Below are 16,143 nucleotides of genomic sequence, written 5' to 3' on the forward strand. Positions count from 1 at the left end.
TCCCATATTTATTGTCTTTCCAGTTAGCTGTCTTCTTGACAAATGCTACGTTTTTACCATCATCACTTATGTTTGTACCTGATAAGGTTGGTAGTGAAATAGCCTCTTCTATACTTAGATATGTTTTTTCATTCATTTTCATTAATAAACCCCCTCGTAACTATAATATCATTTAACTCGTAGTAATTATGTACATAGCTTATATTCTTAGCTAACGTTTTATCAATTATATATTTTTTTATTTTATCCTCATTTATATTTCTTTTTCTTTTAGACAAAAAAATCATCTCTCTATGGTATATGTTACCATAAAGAGATGATTTCGATTCAACTTTTTTTAAAAACTACAAAATTCTTTAAATTAATGTGGACAACTATTCTACTGTAACTGACTTGGCTAAATTCCTTGGCTTATCAACGTCACAGCCTTTTTGCATCGCAACGTAATATGAATATAGCTGTAATGGGATTACTGATAGCAATGGCGTAAACAATGAATTTACCTTTGGCAAGTAAATAGTGGAGTCTACTGTTTTTTCTATATCTTCATGTCCTTCTAGAGCTAAAGCTAATACCTCCGCTCCTCTTGTCGTTACTTCCTTTATATTACTTACCATTTTCTCAAATAAATCTTCCTGTGTTGCAAGAGCTATTACAATAGTTCCTTGTTCAATTAGAGCGATAGGACCATGTTTTAATTCTCCTCCAGCATAGGCTTCTGAATGAATATAGGATATTTCCTTAAGCTTTAATGATCCTTCCATAGCTACTGCATAATCTAGTCCTCTTCCTAAAAAGAACATATCTTTATGCATGTATGTCTTTGATGCAAGCTTCTGAACTGCTTCCTCTTGTTTTAAACATTCTTCTGCTTTTTCTGGCAGAGCTAACATTTCTGCTTTTAACTCTTCCATTTTTTCTTTGCTTAATGTTCCTTTGTTTTCTGCAAAGAATAAACCTATTATATACATGGCTACAAGCTGTGTTTCATAAGCTTTAGTTGATGCAACAGCTATTTCTGGCCCTGCCCAGGTGTATAGTATATCATCAGCTTCTCTAGAAACCGAGCTTCCAACCACATTTGTTACTGCTATGACCCTAGCTCCTTGGGCTTTTGCTTCTCTTAGAGCAGCTAGTGTATCTGCTGTTTCTCCACTTTGGCTTATTACTATCATTAAAGTGTTTTTATCTATTATTGGGTTTCTATATCTAAATTCTGAAGCTATATCAACCTCTACAGGTATTCTAGCTAATTTTTCTATTACATATTTTCCAACTATTCCGGCGTGGTATGCAGTTCCGCAGGCAACTATATATACTTTATTTATATTGTCTATTTCTTCCTTGGTCATTTTTATATCATCAAGGGTTATATTTTTACCTAACATTACTCTTGAAGTCATTGTATCTCTCATTACCTTAGGCTGTTCATGTATTTCTTTTAACATGAAATGTTCATATCCACCCTTTTCTGCTGCATCTGCATTCCAAGTTACATGATAAACTTCTTTATTTATTTCTTCTCCATCTTCATGGAATAACTTAACTCCATCATTAGTCATAAGAACAAACTCTTTATCGTTCAAAAGATATACATTTCTTGTATGATTTAATACTGCTGGTATATCTGATGCAATAAAGTATTCATCTTCTCCGATTCCTACTATCAATGGGCTATCTTTTCTTACTGCAACTACCTTATCAGGTTCTTTACTGCATACTACTCCTATAGCATAACTTCCCTCCATTTTTGAGGTTGCAGCCATAACAGCTTTTAATAAATCACCTTTATAATAATAATCTACTAAATGAGGAATAACTTCTGTATCAGTTTCTGAAACAAATTTATATCCCTTTGAAGTTAACCATTCTCTTAATTGAAGATAGTTTTCTATTATACCGTTGTGAACAACGCTTATGGTTTCATTTTCATTGGTGTGAGGATGTGAATTCTTATCTGATGGCTCTCCATGAGTGGCCCATCTTGTATGTCCTATTCCAATATTACCTTTAATAGGACTATTGGATAGTTTTTCTTCTAGATTTAATAGCCTTCCCTTACATTTAATTGTTTTTATCCCATCATTTTCAATTATAGAAACTCCTGCTGAGTCATATCCTCTATACTCAAGCTTTGATAATCCTTCTACTAATATTGGAGATGCTTCTTTCTTTCCAATATAACCTACTATTCCGCACATAATAATCTTCCTTTCTATTTTTAAGGTTTTAACACCTGATTGATTTGTGCCAAAAATCACTTTCTGGTTTTGTCAATCTTTAACGGTAGTGCGATACCGTGGGGCACCCGCCGAAGATTCGATACTCCCCATCCTCGTCAACTTAAGTGAGGCTCTAAATCTTTGATTTAGTCAGCCGAACTTACTCAGCTCTAAGCTGAGCTTCCTTATACACTCTAAATCTTTGATTTAGCTAAGTCGAACTTACTCAGCTGTAGCTGAGTTTCCTAGTTATATCACTTAAGTTCTGGCGCTTTATTTAATACTGTTCTTCCCTATCACCCCCTAAAAATTCTTAAAATAGGTCACTTATATATTATATTTTTATATAGTCAATTTGGTCAATAACAAATTTTAGAAGTAGCCAAAGGCTATTCCATTATTGCAATGGAATAGCTGCCTTTTCTTCTATTAATTTCGCCAAATTGTGAGCTATTACATCTATTTCTTCTTGGTCTTCTCCCTCAAGCATAACTCTAACTAGAGGTTCAGTACCTGAAGGTCTTATTAATACTCTTCCCTTGCCATTCATTTTTTCTTCTATCTTCTCTATTTCTTCCGCTATTTCTTTATCTTCTATATATATTTTCTTTTTGTCATTTGGAACTTTAGCATTTACTAAAACCTGTGGTAATTCTCTCATTATTGAGGCTAATTCTGATAATTTTTTCCCACTTTTCTTAACTATTGCTGAAAGTTGAAGAGCAGTTACCAATCCGTCTCCTGTAGTATTATGTTCTAAGAATATAATATGTCCTGATTGCTCTCCTCCAATTTTATATCCTTCTTTTAACATCTCTTCTAAAACATATCTATCTCCGACCTTTGTCTTTACAAGGTCTATTTCTTCTTTATCCATAGCAATAAATAGTCCCATATTGCTCATAACAGTGACAACTACAGTATTTCTATCTAGCTTACCTTGCTCTTTCATATGTTTTCCACAAATAGCCATTATGAAGTCTCCGTTTACTAGATTACCCTTTTCGTCAACAGCTAAGCATCTATCCGCATCTCCATCGAAAGCTAGTCCTAAATCACATCCCTTATTCACTACGAATTTCATTAAATCTTCTGGATGAGTGGATCCACAGTTTTTATTTATATTTATTCCATTAGGGTTATTATTTATAGCATAGATTTCTGCCCCTAATTCTTTAAAACCTTCAACTGCTGCTTTGTATGCCGCTCCATTAGCACAATCTAAAGCAATTTTCATACCTTTTAGATCTGTATTTACAGTTGATACTGCGTAGTTTATATAATCTTTTAAAGCTGTTCCTTCTTCAATTACTCTTCTTCCTATACCTTCTCCTATTGGACATGGTACTCCTTCAAAATTACTTTCTATTAACATTTGTATTTTATCTTCTAATTCATCAGAAAGTTTATAGCCTTGTCCATCAAAAAACTTTATTCCATTATACTCTACTGGATTATGAGAAGCTGATATAACTACTCCAGCATCTGCTCCATATTTTCTTGTTAAATGTGCTATTGCTGGTGTCGGAACTACCCCTAAACATACTGCTTCTGCACCTACAGAAAGTATCCCTGCTACTAATGCACTTTCTAACATATGACCAGAAACTCTCGTGTCCATTCCCACTAATATTTTAGGTTTATGCGTTCCATTAGTTAGTACATAAGCACCCGCTTTACCAAGGTTATATGCAAGACTAGCTGTCAATTCCTTATTAGCTATCCCTCTTACTCCATCTGTACCAAACATTCTACCCATAGATAAATACCTCTCTTTTTACATATTTAAATTTTTCCTTCAAATTAATATCTTTTCTATGTTATGTTAATTTTTTTCAACAAGCCATAAAAATATTATAATATAATTCTCTAATACTAACAACCTCAAGGAAACATGTAAATATTAGTGTTCTCAGAATGTTAATAAAATAAAGAATGCGGAGCAATTTTAAAAATCACTCCGCAATATTTTACTTATCTTTTATTTATATTCCCTAGCTTTTTCTTCTCCCTTTAATACTCTTAATCCACCTTGAGCTAATGCTAATAATTCATCTTCTCCTGGATATTTAACAATAGGACCTGCAAAGGAAACTTTTCTTTCTATTTCAGATGTTACATATTTACTATATGCTATTCCACCTGTTAATATTATTGCATCAACTTTTCCTTCTAACACTGCTGCACACTTTCCTATTTCTTTAGCTACTTGATATATAAAAGCGTCAAGTATTAATTTGTATTTTTCATCTCCTGCTAATGCTTTCTCTTCAACTTCTCTAAAGTCGTTAGTTCCTAAATATGCAACAACTCCGCCTTTTCCGTTGATCTTCTTCATTATTTCTTCAAGAGTGTATTTTCCTGAATAACAAAGTCTTACTAGATCTCCTATTGGAACTCCTCCAGATCTTTCTGGTGAGAATGGTCCTTCTCCGTCTAAGGCATTGTTAACATCTACTATTCTTCCATCTTTATGTGCTCCTACTGAAGCTCCTCCACCCATATGAGTCACTATCAATCTTACATCCTCATATGCTTTTCCATTTTCTTTTGCATATCTTCTTGCTACAGCCTTTTGATTTAGTGCGTGAAATATGCTTTTTCTTTCTACTTCTGGCATACCAGAAATTCTAGCCACTTCTTCTAATTCATCTACAACAATAGGATCCACTATGAATGCTGGTATATTTAATGATTTTCCTATTTCATTTCCTATTATTCCTCCAAGGTTTGAAGCATGCTCTCCTCTTACACTTGTCTTTAAATCTTCAAGCATAGCTTCATTTACATCATATGTACCACCTTCAAGTGGTTTTAACAAGCCGCCTCTACCTACTATAGCATTTAATGTATTTATATCAAAGTTTTTTTCCTTTAATACATTTAATATTACTTCTTTTCTAAATTGAAATTGATTATATACATTAGCGTATTTTCCTATTTCCTCTGAGGAATGTCTCAAAGTTTCTTCTAAAAGTAAATTTTCATCTTCAAAAACACCTATTTTAGTTGAAGTTGAACCTGGATTTATTATTAATAATTTATAAGACATAAATCTTCCCCCATCTTAATACTATTTATTTTTTTGCATATTTTCAGCTACTAAAGCTGCTAATGCGATTGAATACATTTTTGTTTCATGACTATCGTTTCTAGATGTTAACACAACAGGTGCTGCTGTTCCCACTAATAAACAACCATTTTTAGAGTCTGTTGTATAAGTTAAAGTTTTATACATTATGTTGCCCGCTTGAATATTTGGAAGTAATAATATATCAGCTTGTCCCGCTACTTCTCCACCAACTTTTTTATGTTTAGCAGCTTCTTCTGATAAAGCGTTGTCCAATGCAAATGGTCCATCAACAATGCATCCTTTTATCTGTCCTCTATCACTCATTTTTGCTAAAATAGATGCATCTATTGTCTCAGGCATGCTTGGATTAACAACTTCAACAGCACATACCGCTGCAACTTTTGGCTTTTCTATTCCCATAGCATGAGCAACGGATGCTGCATTACCTACAATATCAACCTTATCTTTAAGTTCAGGATACATATTAAAGGCAACGTCTGTTAAAAACAGTAATCTATCAAACTTTTCTGTTTCGAATACAGCAACATGAGACATTAATTTGCCTGTTCTTAATCCAATTTCTTTATTTAAAACGGCTCTTAAAAAGTTAGATGTATCAACTAACCCCTTCATAACCATATCAGCTTTTCCTGTTGATACAAGCTCAACTGCTTTTAATGCAGCTTTTTTCGTATCGCTTTCATGGACTATCTCAAACTTTGTTAAATCCATACCTATTTCTTTTCCTATGGCTTCTATTTCATCTTTATCTCCTACAAGCACTGCATCAGCAAGACCCTTATCCTTTGCATCTCTTATAGCTTCAAGCACAGGCTTATCTTGTGCTACCGCTACAGCTACTTTTTTTGTCTTTTGATTTTTTACTCTCTCTAGTATTTCATCAAAATTTTTTAACACTATAAACACCTCTTCTTAAGAATTTAATATAGGCATTTGTCAAATTTTTAACTAATAAAAATGAATATATCCTATCTATTATATTCTAACAGAAACTTTTGTTAAAACAAAGTTTTTCAGAAAATTAAATTAATGGGCACCATTCTTTCATTATGGTTTCCGCTATCTTTAAACCATCTACTGCAGCTGACATTATTCCGCCTGCATATCCTGCGCCTTCCCCTGCTGGAAATAATCCTTTTACAGATATGCTCTCAAGTTTTTCGTTTCTTACAATTCTCAAAGGAGCTGATGTTCTCGTTTCTATACCAGTTAAAACTACATTTTTGTCCCCAAAGCCCTTTATTTTTTTATCAAATTCTATGAATCCCTCTTTTAAAGAATCTGAAACAAACTTGGGCAAGCAATTATTTAAGTCCTTTAATGAATACCCCGGAGTATATGTAGGTTCTATATCCCCTATTTTATCACTAGCTCTATTTTCAAAAAAATCTCCTAAAAGTTGTACTGGGGCAAAATAATTTCCCCCTCCTAATTTAAAGGCTAATTTTTCATAGTGTCTCTGAAATTCCATTCCAGCAAGAGGATCGCTACTTGCAAAATCTTTTGGAGTTACAGATACTACTATAGCTGCATTAGCATTTTTCCCATCTCTTTTATGATAGCTCATACCATTAGTAACTATCATATTTTCTTCAGATGCTGCAGCTACCACATAACCTCCAGGACACATACAAAAGCTATATACTCCTCTATTATCCTTACTATTATATACTAACCTATAATCCGCTGCCCTTAATTTTGGATGTCCTGCATACTTACCATACTGATTTTCATCAATTAAACTTTGGAGATGCTCAGCCCTTACCCCAATAGCAAATGGCTTAGGCTCCATAAATACATTCTTTTTATATAGCATTTCATAGGTATCTCTTGAACTATGGCCTATAGCCAATATTAAGACTTCACAAGGAATTTCATTTCCACTAACAATTATAGATTTTAACTTTCCATCTTTTATATTTATATCTTCAAGTTTACTACTAAAATGTACTTCTCCACCTAAAGATATAATCTCATTTCTAATATTTTTAACCACGTCTTTAAGTATATCAGTTCCTATATGAGGTTTACCCATATACATTATTTCTTTTGGCGCTCCACCTTTAATAAATTCATTTAAAACAAAATCACACCTAGTATCTTTTATTCTAGTAGTAAGCTTACCATCGGAAAAAGTTCCAGCTCCACCTTCTCCAAATTGCACGTTAGATTCCTTATTAAAATTGCCATTTTGCCAAAAACTCTCTACACTCTTGTTCCTATCCTCTACTTTTTCTCCTCTTTCTATTATTATTGGCTTATATCCATTTTGTGCTAATATGAGGCCTGCAAATAACCCTGCTGGCCCCATACCTACAATTACTGGATTATATTGAAATTTTTTATCACCAAATTTAAATTCATCTTCATGGTTTATTTCTTCAAGTTTTACATCCTTATCTCTTACTTTAGAGATTACTTTCTTTTCATTATCACAAAAAACTTCTAAAGCATAGTTAAATTTAATATTATCTTTTCTCCTTGCATCTATTGATTCCTTAAGTATCTTGATGTCTTTTATTTTATCTTGAGATAACTTAAGTTTTTTACATACCTTTTCTTTTAAATTAAACATATCCTCTTCTATATCTAATATTATATTATTTACTCTAATTGGCATTCTGTACCTCCGGATCTTTTTTATCTTCTTCTTTATTTTCTTCTTCTTGTGTACTTTTTATAGTAACATTTATAGTATTTGGATTAATAGAAATTATATTCAGCCCACTAGGCAAGTTTACTTTAACTGGTAAGTTATGCTGTCCTTCTTTTAAGGATAGTAAATCTACATAGCATTCAATATCTTCGGATTTTATGTTATTTATAACATCATGTAATCCTGATATTACAATAGTTATCTTATCTTTATCCATTTCCATTGTATGATTACTTTCTAAGTTCATGGTTTTAATAGCCAAAGACACTTCTTTATCTATTATAGCGTTCGAATATATTTTTACTTTTACTACTGTGTCTTTCTTTACTAACTCTACTCCCTTAGGCAGAATTAATTTAGCAGTCACTTCATTCCCCGTTATGCTTGATAAGTCAATATTTTCTGTATCTAAATAATCAATACTATTCAGTATATTTTCATCTCCTGTTATATCAACTTTCTCAGGAGTTACAGCTATTTTATCTAATAATTTATCTTCTCCTAATTGACCTGAAGTTTTTACATTTACATTTACAGTTTTAACCCTTCTAATTGGAACTTTGATTTCTGTTGCTACAGGCTTTATATTTACATGGTTTACAACATTTCCATCCTTATCCAAAGCTTCTATAGGAAGCACCATTGATATATCCCTATAAGCATTGCTTAAATCACATTTCACTTCTCCTCTATCCACTGAGTTAACAAATTTAGCCGCTCCCTTTACTGTTACTTCCTTTATACTTGATGTTACATCAAGTGGATAATATCCTTCTTTTACATTTCCAAGTGTATTAATCCTTAAAGGTACTGTTTTTTCAATTAAATCATCTAACGATACTGTGGCCCAAAGATTATCACTATTCATTATATTTATATTATCAGGACTGCTTTGAATTTGAACAGGTATATTATTTTCTCCTTTTTTCAGAACATAAGCATTTAAATCTACTACTACTTTAAATTGTTCCTCAGTAATTGAGTATATATCATTTATGCTTCCTCTCAGCGTTAATGATACATATGGTTTTTGATCTGGTAACAAGGATAATTTAAACTGTTCCAATCCTTCTTCGTTTACGATTGTAACAGGAATATTTTTTTTGTAGGTTTTTATTGGATTCATTACACTAGTAATATATAACCACAATCCAAAGGCAGCAATCACACAACAAATCTTTACTATCGCTTGTTGCTTTCTACTTTTTTCGTCCATGCTACCACCTTCTCTCTAAAATTTAACTTCTTTTCTTTATTTTTTTGAATTATTTTGGTTAGAACTAATTTCAATCTATCTTTATCATAATTTCTCGTAAGCTTACCATTAAAGGCAAGAGATATAGTTCCCGTCTCTTCAGATACTATTAGCACAATAGAATCTGAGTTTTCAGATAGTCCAATAGCAGCCCTATGCCTCGTACCAATAGATTTATTTAACTCATTATTGCTGGTTAGTGGTAAAAAACATCCAGCAGATATTATCCTATCATTTCTTATTATAGTTGCTCCGTCGTGAAGAGGTGTATTTACTACAAATATGTTTTCCAATAAAGCGGCAGAAACTATTGCATCTATTTTCACTCCCGTATTTATTGTCTCACCTAAACCTGTCAATCTTTCAATTACTATGAGAGCTCCAGTTTTAGATTTAGATAAATTATCAATGGCATCTATTATTTCATTAATAACCTTCTCCATAGTCTCTTCATCTTCTAATATATGTTTATCACTAAAGGCGCTTCTTCCTATATGTTCAAGTGCTCTTCGTATTTCAGGTTGAAATATGATAACAAATGAAAGAACCCCTATAGTTATAGTATTGCTTAAAATCCAATATAGAGTATCTAAATTTAATAATTTACTTATAGGTATAAAAATAATAATATAAATAATTCCTTTTAAAAGTTGCTCTGCTCTAGTTTCTTTTATAAGGCTATAGCATTTGTAGAAGATATATGAAACCGCTAATATATCCAATACTGAAAAAATACTTATATTTTTCACTGAGTTAATGACAATATTAATAATGTCCATAAGCTGAATATTAATAACGTTCATACACTCACCTCCCTAAAGAAATTATGGTCATTTCATATTTACAATTATACACTATCTTATAAAGTTTTTATAAGATTTTTAGACTAATTTTATAAAATATTAATATATATAAGTAAAGAATAGAGTAATTGAAAAAGGGGGTAGCTTCTTATGAAAAAGAAAATATTGTTTACAGTTCCTGTTGTCATAGTAATATTAGTGTGTACATATTTTTTTATACATAAAAATTATGTGGGTAATGAACACTCTTTAAAATATTACACTAAAAAAATTAATGAAATAAATAACAATACTAATTCTTTAATAAAAGATGATAACACTAACATCGATAAATCCAAAGAGGAATTGCCAAAAATAATTTCCGAGTTAATACTAGTAAAAAATAACTTAAATTCTCTAACTCCTTCAGATAACGAAGTAAAATTGAAGAATGATATTATTAAAGGAGTTAATAATAATATACATATATATGAACAGTTATTATCAATTTTTAATAATCCAAAAGGTAAGGATATAGATAAGTCTTGTGAAGATGTAAAAAAGTACAAAAATGAATGTCTAAAATATTATACTTTAGAGGAAAAAGCATTAAAATATATAGACGTTTCAATTTATTATATAGAAGGATTAATTAGAGAAAATAAGGATAAGGAAATTCATCACAGCCATTATACAGATTTCATCGATAACATTGATAGCATTTTGAGCTCCTTTATAGAAGTAAAAATAGATTTTTTATCATATAGAGATGATATTAATGATGATAAACTTACCTATGATGAAGTTATACACACCTTAGATTATGTGACCGATGAATTTGAAGATATTAAAAGCGACTTCTCTAAAATATCTGTTCCTAACCAAGGGTTGGAATATTATAAGTTGTTTTCAAAAGTCTTAGATTATTACAATTCATACTTAAAAAGCTTTAATTATGCTATAAATAAAGAATTAGAAACTATAAAAGATGATTCTTCTATAGAAGTATCAAATTTTAATCATTTATATGTTGAATCAAGTCTGAATTATAAACTTATGACTTCAAATTATAATGATTTTATTAAAATTTATTTAGACTTCAAAAAAGAAAATGAGAGCTAATAAAAAAATATGTATTTTTTCACTATTATAGGGAACAATATGGTTAACCTAAGTTATTATAAACGCGGGGGAACCAAATTTTGGGGTGAATCGTTTAGTACGTAGGCTAACCTTTGCCGAACCCGTCAGCTAACCCCGTAGGTAAAAGGAGAGGATTTAACTAATGTACAAAAAAAACCTTATTGTTTTCTTTATAACATTAATCTTACTATTTCCTTCTAAGGTTAATGCTTATAATTTACTCGATGAAGAAAAGGATTTATTTAGAGAGCAAGGAAAAACAGTTCAAGTATTAAGTTATGGTAATAAACAGTTTCATGTTACAGAAAGTGATATTCATTTGATGGCTAAGGTAGTTCATGCAGAAAGCGTTGGTGAACCTTATGAAGGCAAAGTTGCTGTAGCATCTGTAATTTTAAATAGACTTAAAAATCCAGGCTTTCCAAAATCCATTGAAGAAGTAATAAAACAACCTAGAGCATTCTCATGTGTTATAAATGGAGAAATCAAGGCTGAGCCAAACGAACATTGTTATAGGGCAGTAATAGACGCCCTAAATGGAAAAGATCCTACAAGTAATGCATTGTTTTTCTATAATCCTGAAATTGCAACTTCTACCTGGATGAAAAATGTAAAGAAAGATAATGTTAAATCTATTGGTAACCATGTTTTCTTTATAGCTAAATAGGTCTCCTATATTAGGAGACCTATTTATTTTTAAATTCTATGTTTATTTTTTAGAATCAATATAAGTTACAGCATTTAAAGCCGCCACTTGACCCTCGCCGGCAGCTTTTAAATATTGATATGGTTTCCCTGTACAATCTCCTGCTGCAAAACAGCCTTCTATATTTGTAGTCATGTCTCTATCTACCTTAATATGCTCATCTTCTAATTCCAATCCAGGAACCAATTGACCCGGAGATATACTATCCTTCAATATAAATACACCATCTGTATCCAACTCCGTTTTATTTAAACGTATTTTATTCACCATAGAACTACCAATTATCTCTACTGGTCTATCTCTTATAACTTCTACACTTAAATTTAAATTATAATCCCCTTTATACATAGGTATATAATATAGTTTAGAAGCCAATTCGCTTACAAAATTCGCTTCTTCTTCCGCTTCCTTATTATAACCAACTATAGTTACTTTCTTGCCTTTGTATAATGGTGCATCACAAGTTGCACAGTAGCCTACCCCTCTTCCTAAAAATTCTTCTTCCCCTTTAAGAGGTTTAGTAAATTCCATTCCGGTAGCTATTATTACAGTTTTTGCTTCATATGTCTTATCATTTACCATTAAAGCAAAAAAATCTCCCATGGCATAAATTGCATTTACTCTTTCCTGAGTTATTTCTATGCCCATCTCTCCAATGTGATTGGAAAATGCTTCTTTTAATTCTTCTCCTGTTACTCCTGAGTATCCTAAATAATTATTTATCTTTGGTGCTTTGATCAATTTATTACTTAATTGCTTATGTCCGAACAAAATTACATTCTTGTTTCTTATTTTTCCGTTTATAGCTGCCGAGAGTCCTGCTGGTCCACTGCCAATTATTGCAATATCATATCTTTCACTCATATATTCTACTCCTTTCACAATAAGGAAATAAGTTAACACTATAAGTGTTAACTTATTTTAATTAATAGATTTAAACATGCTTTTCAATAGCCATTTTTAATGCTTGCTTTGGTCTAAATCCAACTAATGTTTCTACCACTTTTCCCTCTTTAAATACTAATAAAGTTGGAATACTTGCTACTTTAAACTGATTAGATGTAACTGGATTTTCATCAACATTAACTTTTACAAATTCAGCTTTTCCTTTTAATTCTTCTGAAAGTTCATCAATCACTGGAGCTAGCATTCTACATGGACCACACCAAGCAGCCCAGAAATCAACTACAACTGTTTTATCAGAATTTAACACTTCCTGTTTAAATACACTATCCTTTACTTCTCTTGCCATTTTATTTACCTCCACGTTATACCCCTCACGGGTATTAATTAATTTAATTTTATATTATAAATTATATAAAGTCAATACTTTTTAATAATTATTATTTATTATGTCTTGAACTTTAGAGTTATTATAAATTGAGTTAGGATACTCTTCAATTACTCTATTTCCATAATGCTTAGACTTATCCATATCTATATTTTTATACAAAAGACATAAATTATACAACACAATTTCTTTATATTCACCTTCATTAAATTTCTCATCATATATTGTATAATATTTTATTGCCTCCTTAGCATTTCCAATCTCTTCATAGCATAATGCTAATATATATATAGAATGAGAATAGTACCAAGTATCTGCTCCATACTCATATGCCATTGCTAAATAGTCCTTAGCATTATTATATTCCATCTTTTCAAAATAGTTACATCCTGTTCTATAAAAAACCTCCCTTCCCTCCATAATTAGTATTTCTTTTCCCTTTCCAATGATTGATTTTTCATCTACGGTCAAATCCTTTTTATCCCATTTTTTTACTATTTCGTATACCTTATCGTAATTTCTATTATCAATATAATTTTTAAATTCTTCATATGGAAACTTTTCAACGGATTTCTCTTTAGGTATTTCTTCTTTTACTTCTTCTTTTACTTCAATTTCTACCATATTTTCTATTTCGTTTTTATTTAAATTGTTTTCATTATGGCTAACTGTTTTGCTCCTATTATTTTTTATAATTAAAACTATTGAGGTTATAGATAATAAAATCACCAGTAAAAAAATTAACGGAAGCATTTTCATCTTATCCCTTTTGACTATTCCAGTTTTTCTTATCTCCTTTTTACTTTGTAGAGCGAATTTATTATTTTTATCAGTCTCCAATACATTATTTATATGTTCTAAAGCCTTTAAATAATCTCCTTTTTTCATATAACATAATGATAAATAGTTATTTACGTTTATGTAGTTAAAATGGCTGTTGCTACATTCCTTAAGCATTATGAGTGCTTCGTTAATTTTCATTTCTTTGATTAATAATATGGAGGTATTATATATACTTAACAGCTTGTCATCTTTTTCGCTGTCTTCTAAGTATTTTTTAGCTACAGTATCTTTATTCACATGTACATTCATTTTCCAAAGATTTTTGCTCTCTTGTAAATCTCCATTTATATAATACAGCAATCCCTTTAAGTTTATAGCTGACGAATTATTCAAATTTAGAGATATGCTTTTTTCGCATAGATCTATGGAATCATTGATATATCCTTTATTATATTTTTCTAATGCTCTATTGTATATTCTCTGACTATTATCCATATATTTCTCCCTTAAAATTATTATAGATATTATATAGTTTATTATAACAAAAAATAAAGGGTATTTAACCCTTTATTTGTCAACTATAACTCTAAAATTTTCCATGGTGATAGTTTCCTTATGAGATTTGTTGAATTCATCGTCATCATATACATTTAAATCTAATTTTAAATCTAATTTTCCATCTCTATTTATCTTCTGTAAACTTGTTACTTCCTTCTTCTTATCCTTTGTATCATATACTAAATAATTATTGTTAGATTGTATATTTAGCATATATAAATTTCCTCCCTTAGTGACAGTTCCATAAGAGAATCCAATTATTAATAATAAATTATCATCATCTAACCATTGTATATATTTTGGCGTAAGTTGTTTCTCATCAGGTATTATGGAATATTTGATCATTTTATTATTTTCCATTTCTTTAATAACAACTGTAGCAATACCTTCTTCTATAGCATATAACCCCTTGCCTTCTATGGTTGCTTTAAATTTTTTATTCGGTGAGTCCTGCCAAGGAGTGTTAAATTCTATTTGTTTTTCATCTTTGACTTCTTCTTTTATAAATTGAACTTTTTTATCAAAAAATACAGTTGGTTCATTTTTTTCTTTCTGTAAATCTTCTTTTTCCTCTGATAATTCTCTTGTATCAGCACTAAAACTTCTAATATTTTCAGTTTCTAGTGTCCTCTTTTCCATTTTAAATTCTTCAGATGCTCCCTCTGGCTTATCTAACTTATTAAATTCATTTTTTACTAATGGCGAAATCACTAGAAAAAATATCAAGCAGGCAGCAGAGGCTAAATATTGCTTATTATATCTTTTAAAATGAAATCGTAATTTGTTCCATGGGCTTTTACTATATCTATTTTTATCTATGCTTTTCATTATTTCTGCTCTTGAACTTTTAAACTCTATATGTTCAGTATTTAATGATGCTTTTATAAGTTCATCTAATTCTTTTTCTTCTTCATATAACTTTCTACAGTTATCACATGTATTTAAATGATTTTCTATTGCCTCATGTAAATCATTGGATACGCTGCCTTCAATAAAATCAAATAACCTCTTTCTAACTATATCGCAGTTCATATCCTACACCTCTCTTCATTATTTGAACTATATTGTTTATATTTATCTCTTGCTTTATAGTATCTTCTTTTTACAGAGGATTCGCTTATATTTAATATTTGGGATATATCTGAAAATGTCATCTCTTCTCTAGAGTACCGTAATAATATTATCTGTCTATCTATTTCTTCTAAACTATTTATAAAAGCTTCAACTTTTTTCTTTGTTTCTTTGAACTGAGCTGCTTCTTCGGGGCTTACCTCTTTTGAAGCTATATCCTTAATCTCTTCTATGTTTGACTCATGAACTCTTTTGTATTTTCTCATATAATCAATAGACTTATTTTTAGCTATTTGAAAAATCCAATTAGAAAATTTATATTGATCCTTATACATGTAAAGTTTGTTATATAAGGTTATAAAAACTTCTTGTGTTATATCTTCCGCAGTTTCTTTGTTCTTAACCATATTATATATAAATTTTAATATAGGTAACTCGTATTTGTTTACTATAATATTAAAGCTATCTATATTCCCATTTAAAACTTCTTGCACAAGCTTTAAATCATCTTCCACAATCAACTCCTCCTTTTCTACTATTTAATACGTATATTAAATTGATTAGTTCACCTTATAAAAATTG

The 16,143-nt window shown here is 30.5% G+C and carries 14 protein-coding genes and 1 riboswitch; of the genes, 2 read left to right on the forward strand and 12 right to left on the reverse strand.

Features of this window, described 5'->3' with window-relative positions:
- Positions 1-374: 374 nt before the first annotated feature.
- The 7 genes from glmS to cdaA all read right to left on the reverse strand — a co-directional run bounded on the left by glmS (position 375) and on the right by cdaA (position 10,006).
- Complete coding sequence (gene glmS / locus RYO54_RS11305) at positions 375-2,201, reverse strand: glutamine--fructose-6-phosphate transaminase (isomerizing) (protein WP_315118674.1); 1,827 nt, start codon at positions 2,199-2,201, stop codon at positions 375-377.
- A 418-nt stretch (positions 2,202-2,619) separates the two neighbouring features.
- Entirely contained in the window at positions 2,620-3,981 is a 1,362-nt protein-coding gene (gene glmM / locus RYO54_RS11310) for a phosphoglucosamine mutase (RefSeq protein WP_315118676.1), read from the reverse strand.
- A gap of 222 nt (positions 3,982-4,203) precedes the next feature.
- Positions 4,204-5,274, reverse strand: coding sequence for a butyrate kinase (buk, locus tag RYO54_RS11315; RefSeq protein WP_315118678.1), 1,071 nt, complete (start codon positions 5,272-5,274; stop codon positions 4,204-4,206).
- A gap of 21 nt (positions 5,275-5,295) precedes the next feature.
- Positions 5,296-6,213, reverse strand: a complete 918-nt coding sequence (gene ptb / locus RYO54_RS11320) for a phosphate butyryltransferase (protein WP_315118680.1) — start codon at positions 6,211-6,213, stop codon at positions 5,296-5,298.
- A gap of 124 nt (positions 6,214-6,337) precedes the next feature.
- Positions 6,338-7,936 (reverse strand): FAD-dependent protein, encoded by a 1,599-nt coding sequence (locus RYO54_RS11325; protein ID WP_315118681.1) that lies wholly within the window; start codon positions 7,934-7,936, stop codon positions 6,338-6,340.
- On the reverse strand, positions 7,926-9,188 hold the full coding sequence (locus tag RYO54_RS11330) for a CdaR family protein (RefSeq protein ID WP_315118684.1): 1,263 nt from the start codon (positions 9,186-9,188) through the stop codon (positions 7,926-7,928). Before RYO54_RS11330 ends, RYO54_RS11325 begins: the two co-directional genes overlap by 11 nt.
- Complete coding sequence (gene cdaA, locus RYO54_RS11335; RefSeq protein WP_315118865.1) at positions 9,155-10,006, reverse strand: diadenylate cyclase CdaA; 852 nt, start codon at positions 10,004-10,006, stop codon at positions 9,155-9,157. Before cdaA ends, RYO54_RS11330 begins: the two co-directional genes overlap by 34 nt.
- 174 nt (positions 10,007-10,180) lie before the next feature.
- Between cdaA and RYO54_RS11340 the strand changes: the two genes are divergently transcribed.
- Together RYO54_RS11340 and RYO54_RS11345 are read left to right on the forward strand one after the other, a co-directional pair.
- Positions 10,181-11,131, forward strand: coding sequence for a hypothetical protein (locus RYO54_RS11340; protein WP_315118686.1), 951 nt, complete (start codon positions 10,181-10,183; stop codon positions 11,129-11,131).
- A gap of 35 nt (positions 11,132-11,166) precedes the next feature.
- A riboswitch (cyclic di-AMP (ydaO/yuaA leader) is annotated at positions 11,167-11,289 on the forward strand.
- 5 nt (positions 11,290-11,294) lie between these two features.
- Positions 11,295-11,819 (forward strand): cell wall hydrolase, encoded by a 525-nt coding sequence (locus RYO54_RS11345; protein ID WP_315118688.1) that lies wholly within the window; start codon positions 11,295-11,297, stop codon positions 11,817-11,819.
- 42 nt (positions 11,820-11,861) lie between these two features.
- Here the strand turns inward: RYO54_RS11345 and RYO54_RS11350 are convergent, their stop codons facing one another.
- From RYO54_RS11350 to RYO54_RS11370, 5 genes are all read right to left on the reverse strand, one after another.
- Positions 11,862-12,722 (reverse strand): NAD(P)/FAD-dependent oxidoreductase, encoded by an 861-nt coding sequence (locus tag RYO54_RS11350; protein ID WP_315118689.1) that lies wholly within the window; start codon positions 12,720-12,722, stop codon positions 11,862-11,864.
- A 70-nt stretch (positions 12,723-12,792) separates the two neighbouring features.
- Entirely contained in the window at positions 12,793-13,110 is a 318-nt protein-coding gene (trxA, locus tag RYO54_RS11355; RefSeq protein WP_315118692.1) for a thioredoxin, read from the reverse strand.
- A gap of 81 nt (positions 13,111-13,191) precedes the next feature.
- On the reverse strand, positions 13,192-14,427 hold the full coding sequence (locus tag RYO54_RS11360; protein WP_315118694.1) for a tetratricopeptide repeat protein: 1,236 nt from the start codon (positions 14,425-14,427) through the stop codon (positions 13,192-13,194).
- Positions 14,428-14,499: 72 nt separating this feature from the next.
- Positions 14,500-15,522: a DUF4652 domain-containing protein gene (locus RYO54_RS11365; protein ID WP_315118696.1), complete on the reverse strand. Its 1,023-nt coding sequence runs from the start codon at positions 15,520-15,522 to the stop codon at positions 14,500-14,502.
- Positions 15,519-16,076, reverse strand: a complete 558-nt coding sequence (locus tag RYO54_RS11370; RefSeq protein WP_315118698.1) for a sigma-70 family RNA polymerase sigma factor — start codon at positions 16,074-16,076, stop codon at positions 15,519-15,521. Before RYO54_RS11370 ends, RYO54_RS11365 begins: the two co-directional genes overlap by 4 nt.
- Between the last annotated feature and the right edge of the window lie 67 nt (positions 16,077-16,143).

The organism is uncultured Clostridium sp. (genome assembly GCF_963515715.1).
Lineage (GTDB): Bacteria > Bacillota > Clostridia > Clostridiales > Clostridiaceae > Clostridium_AW.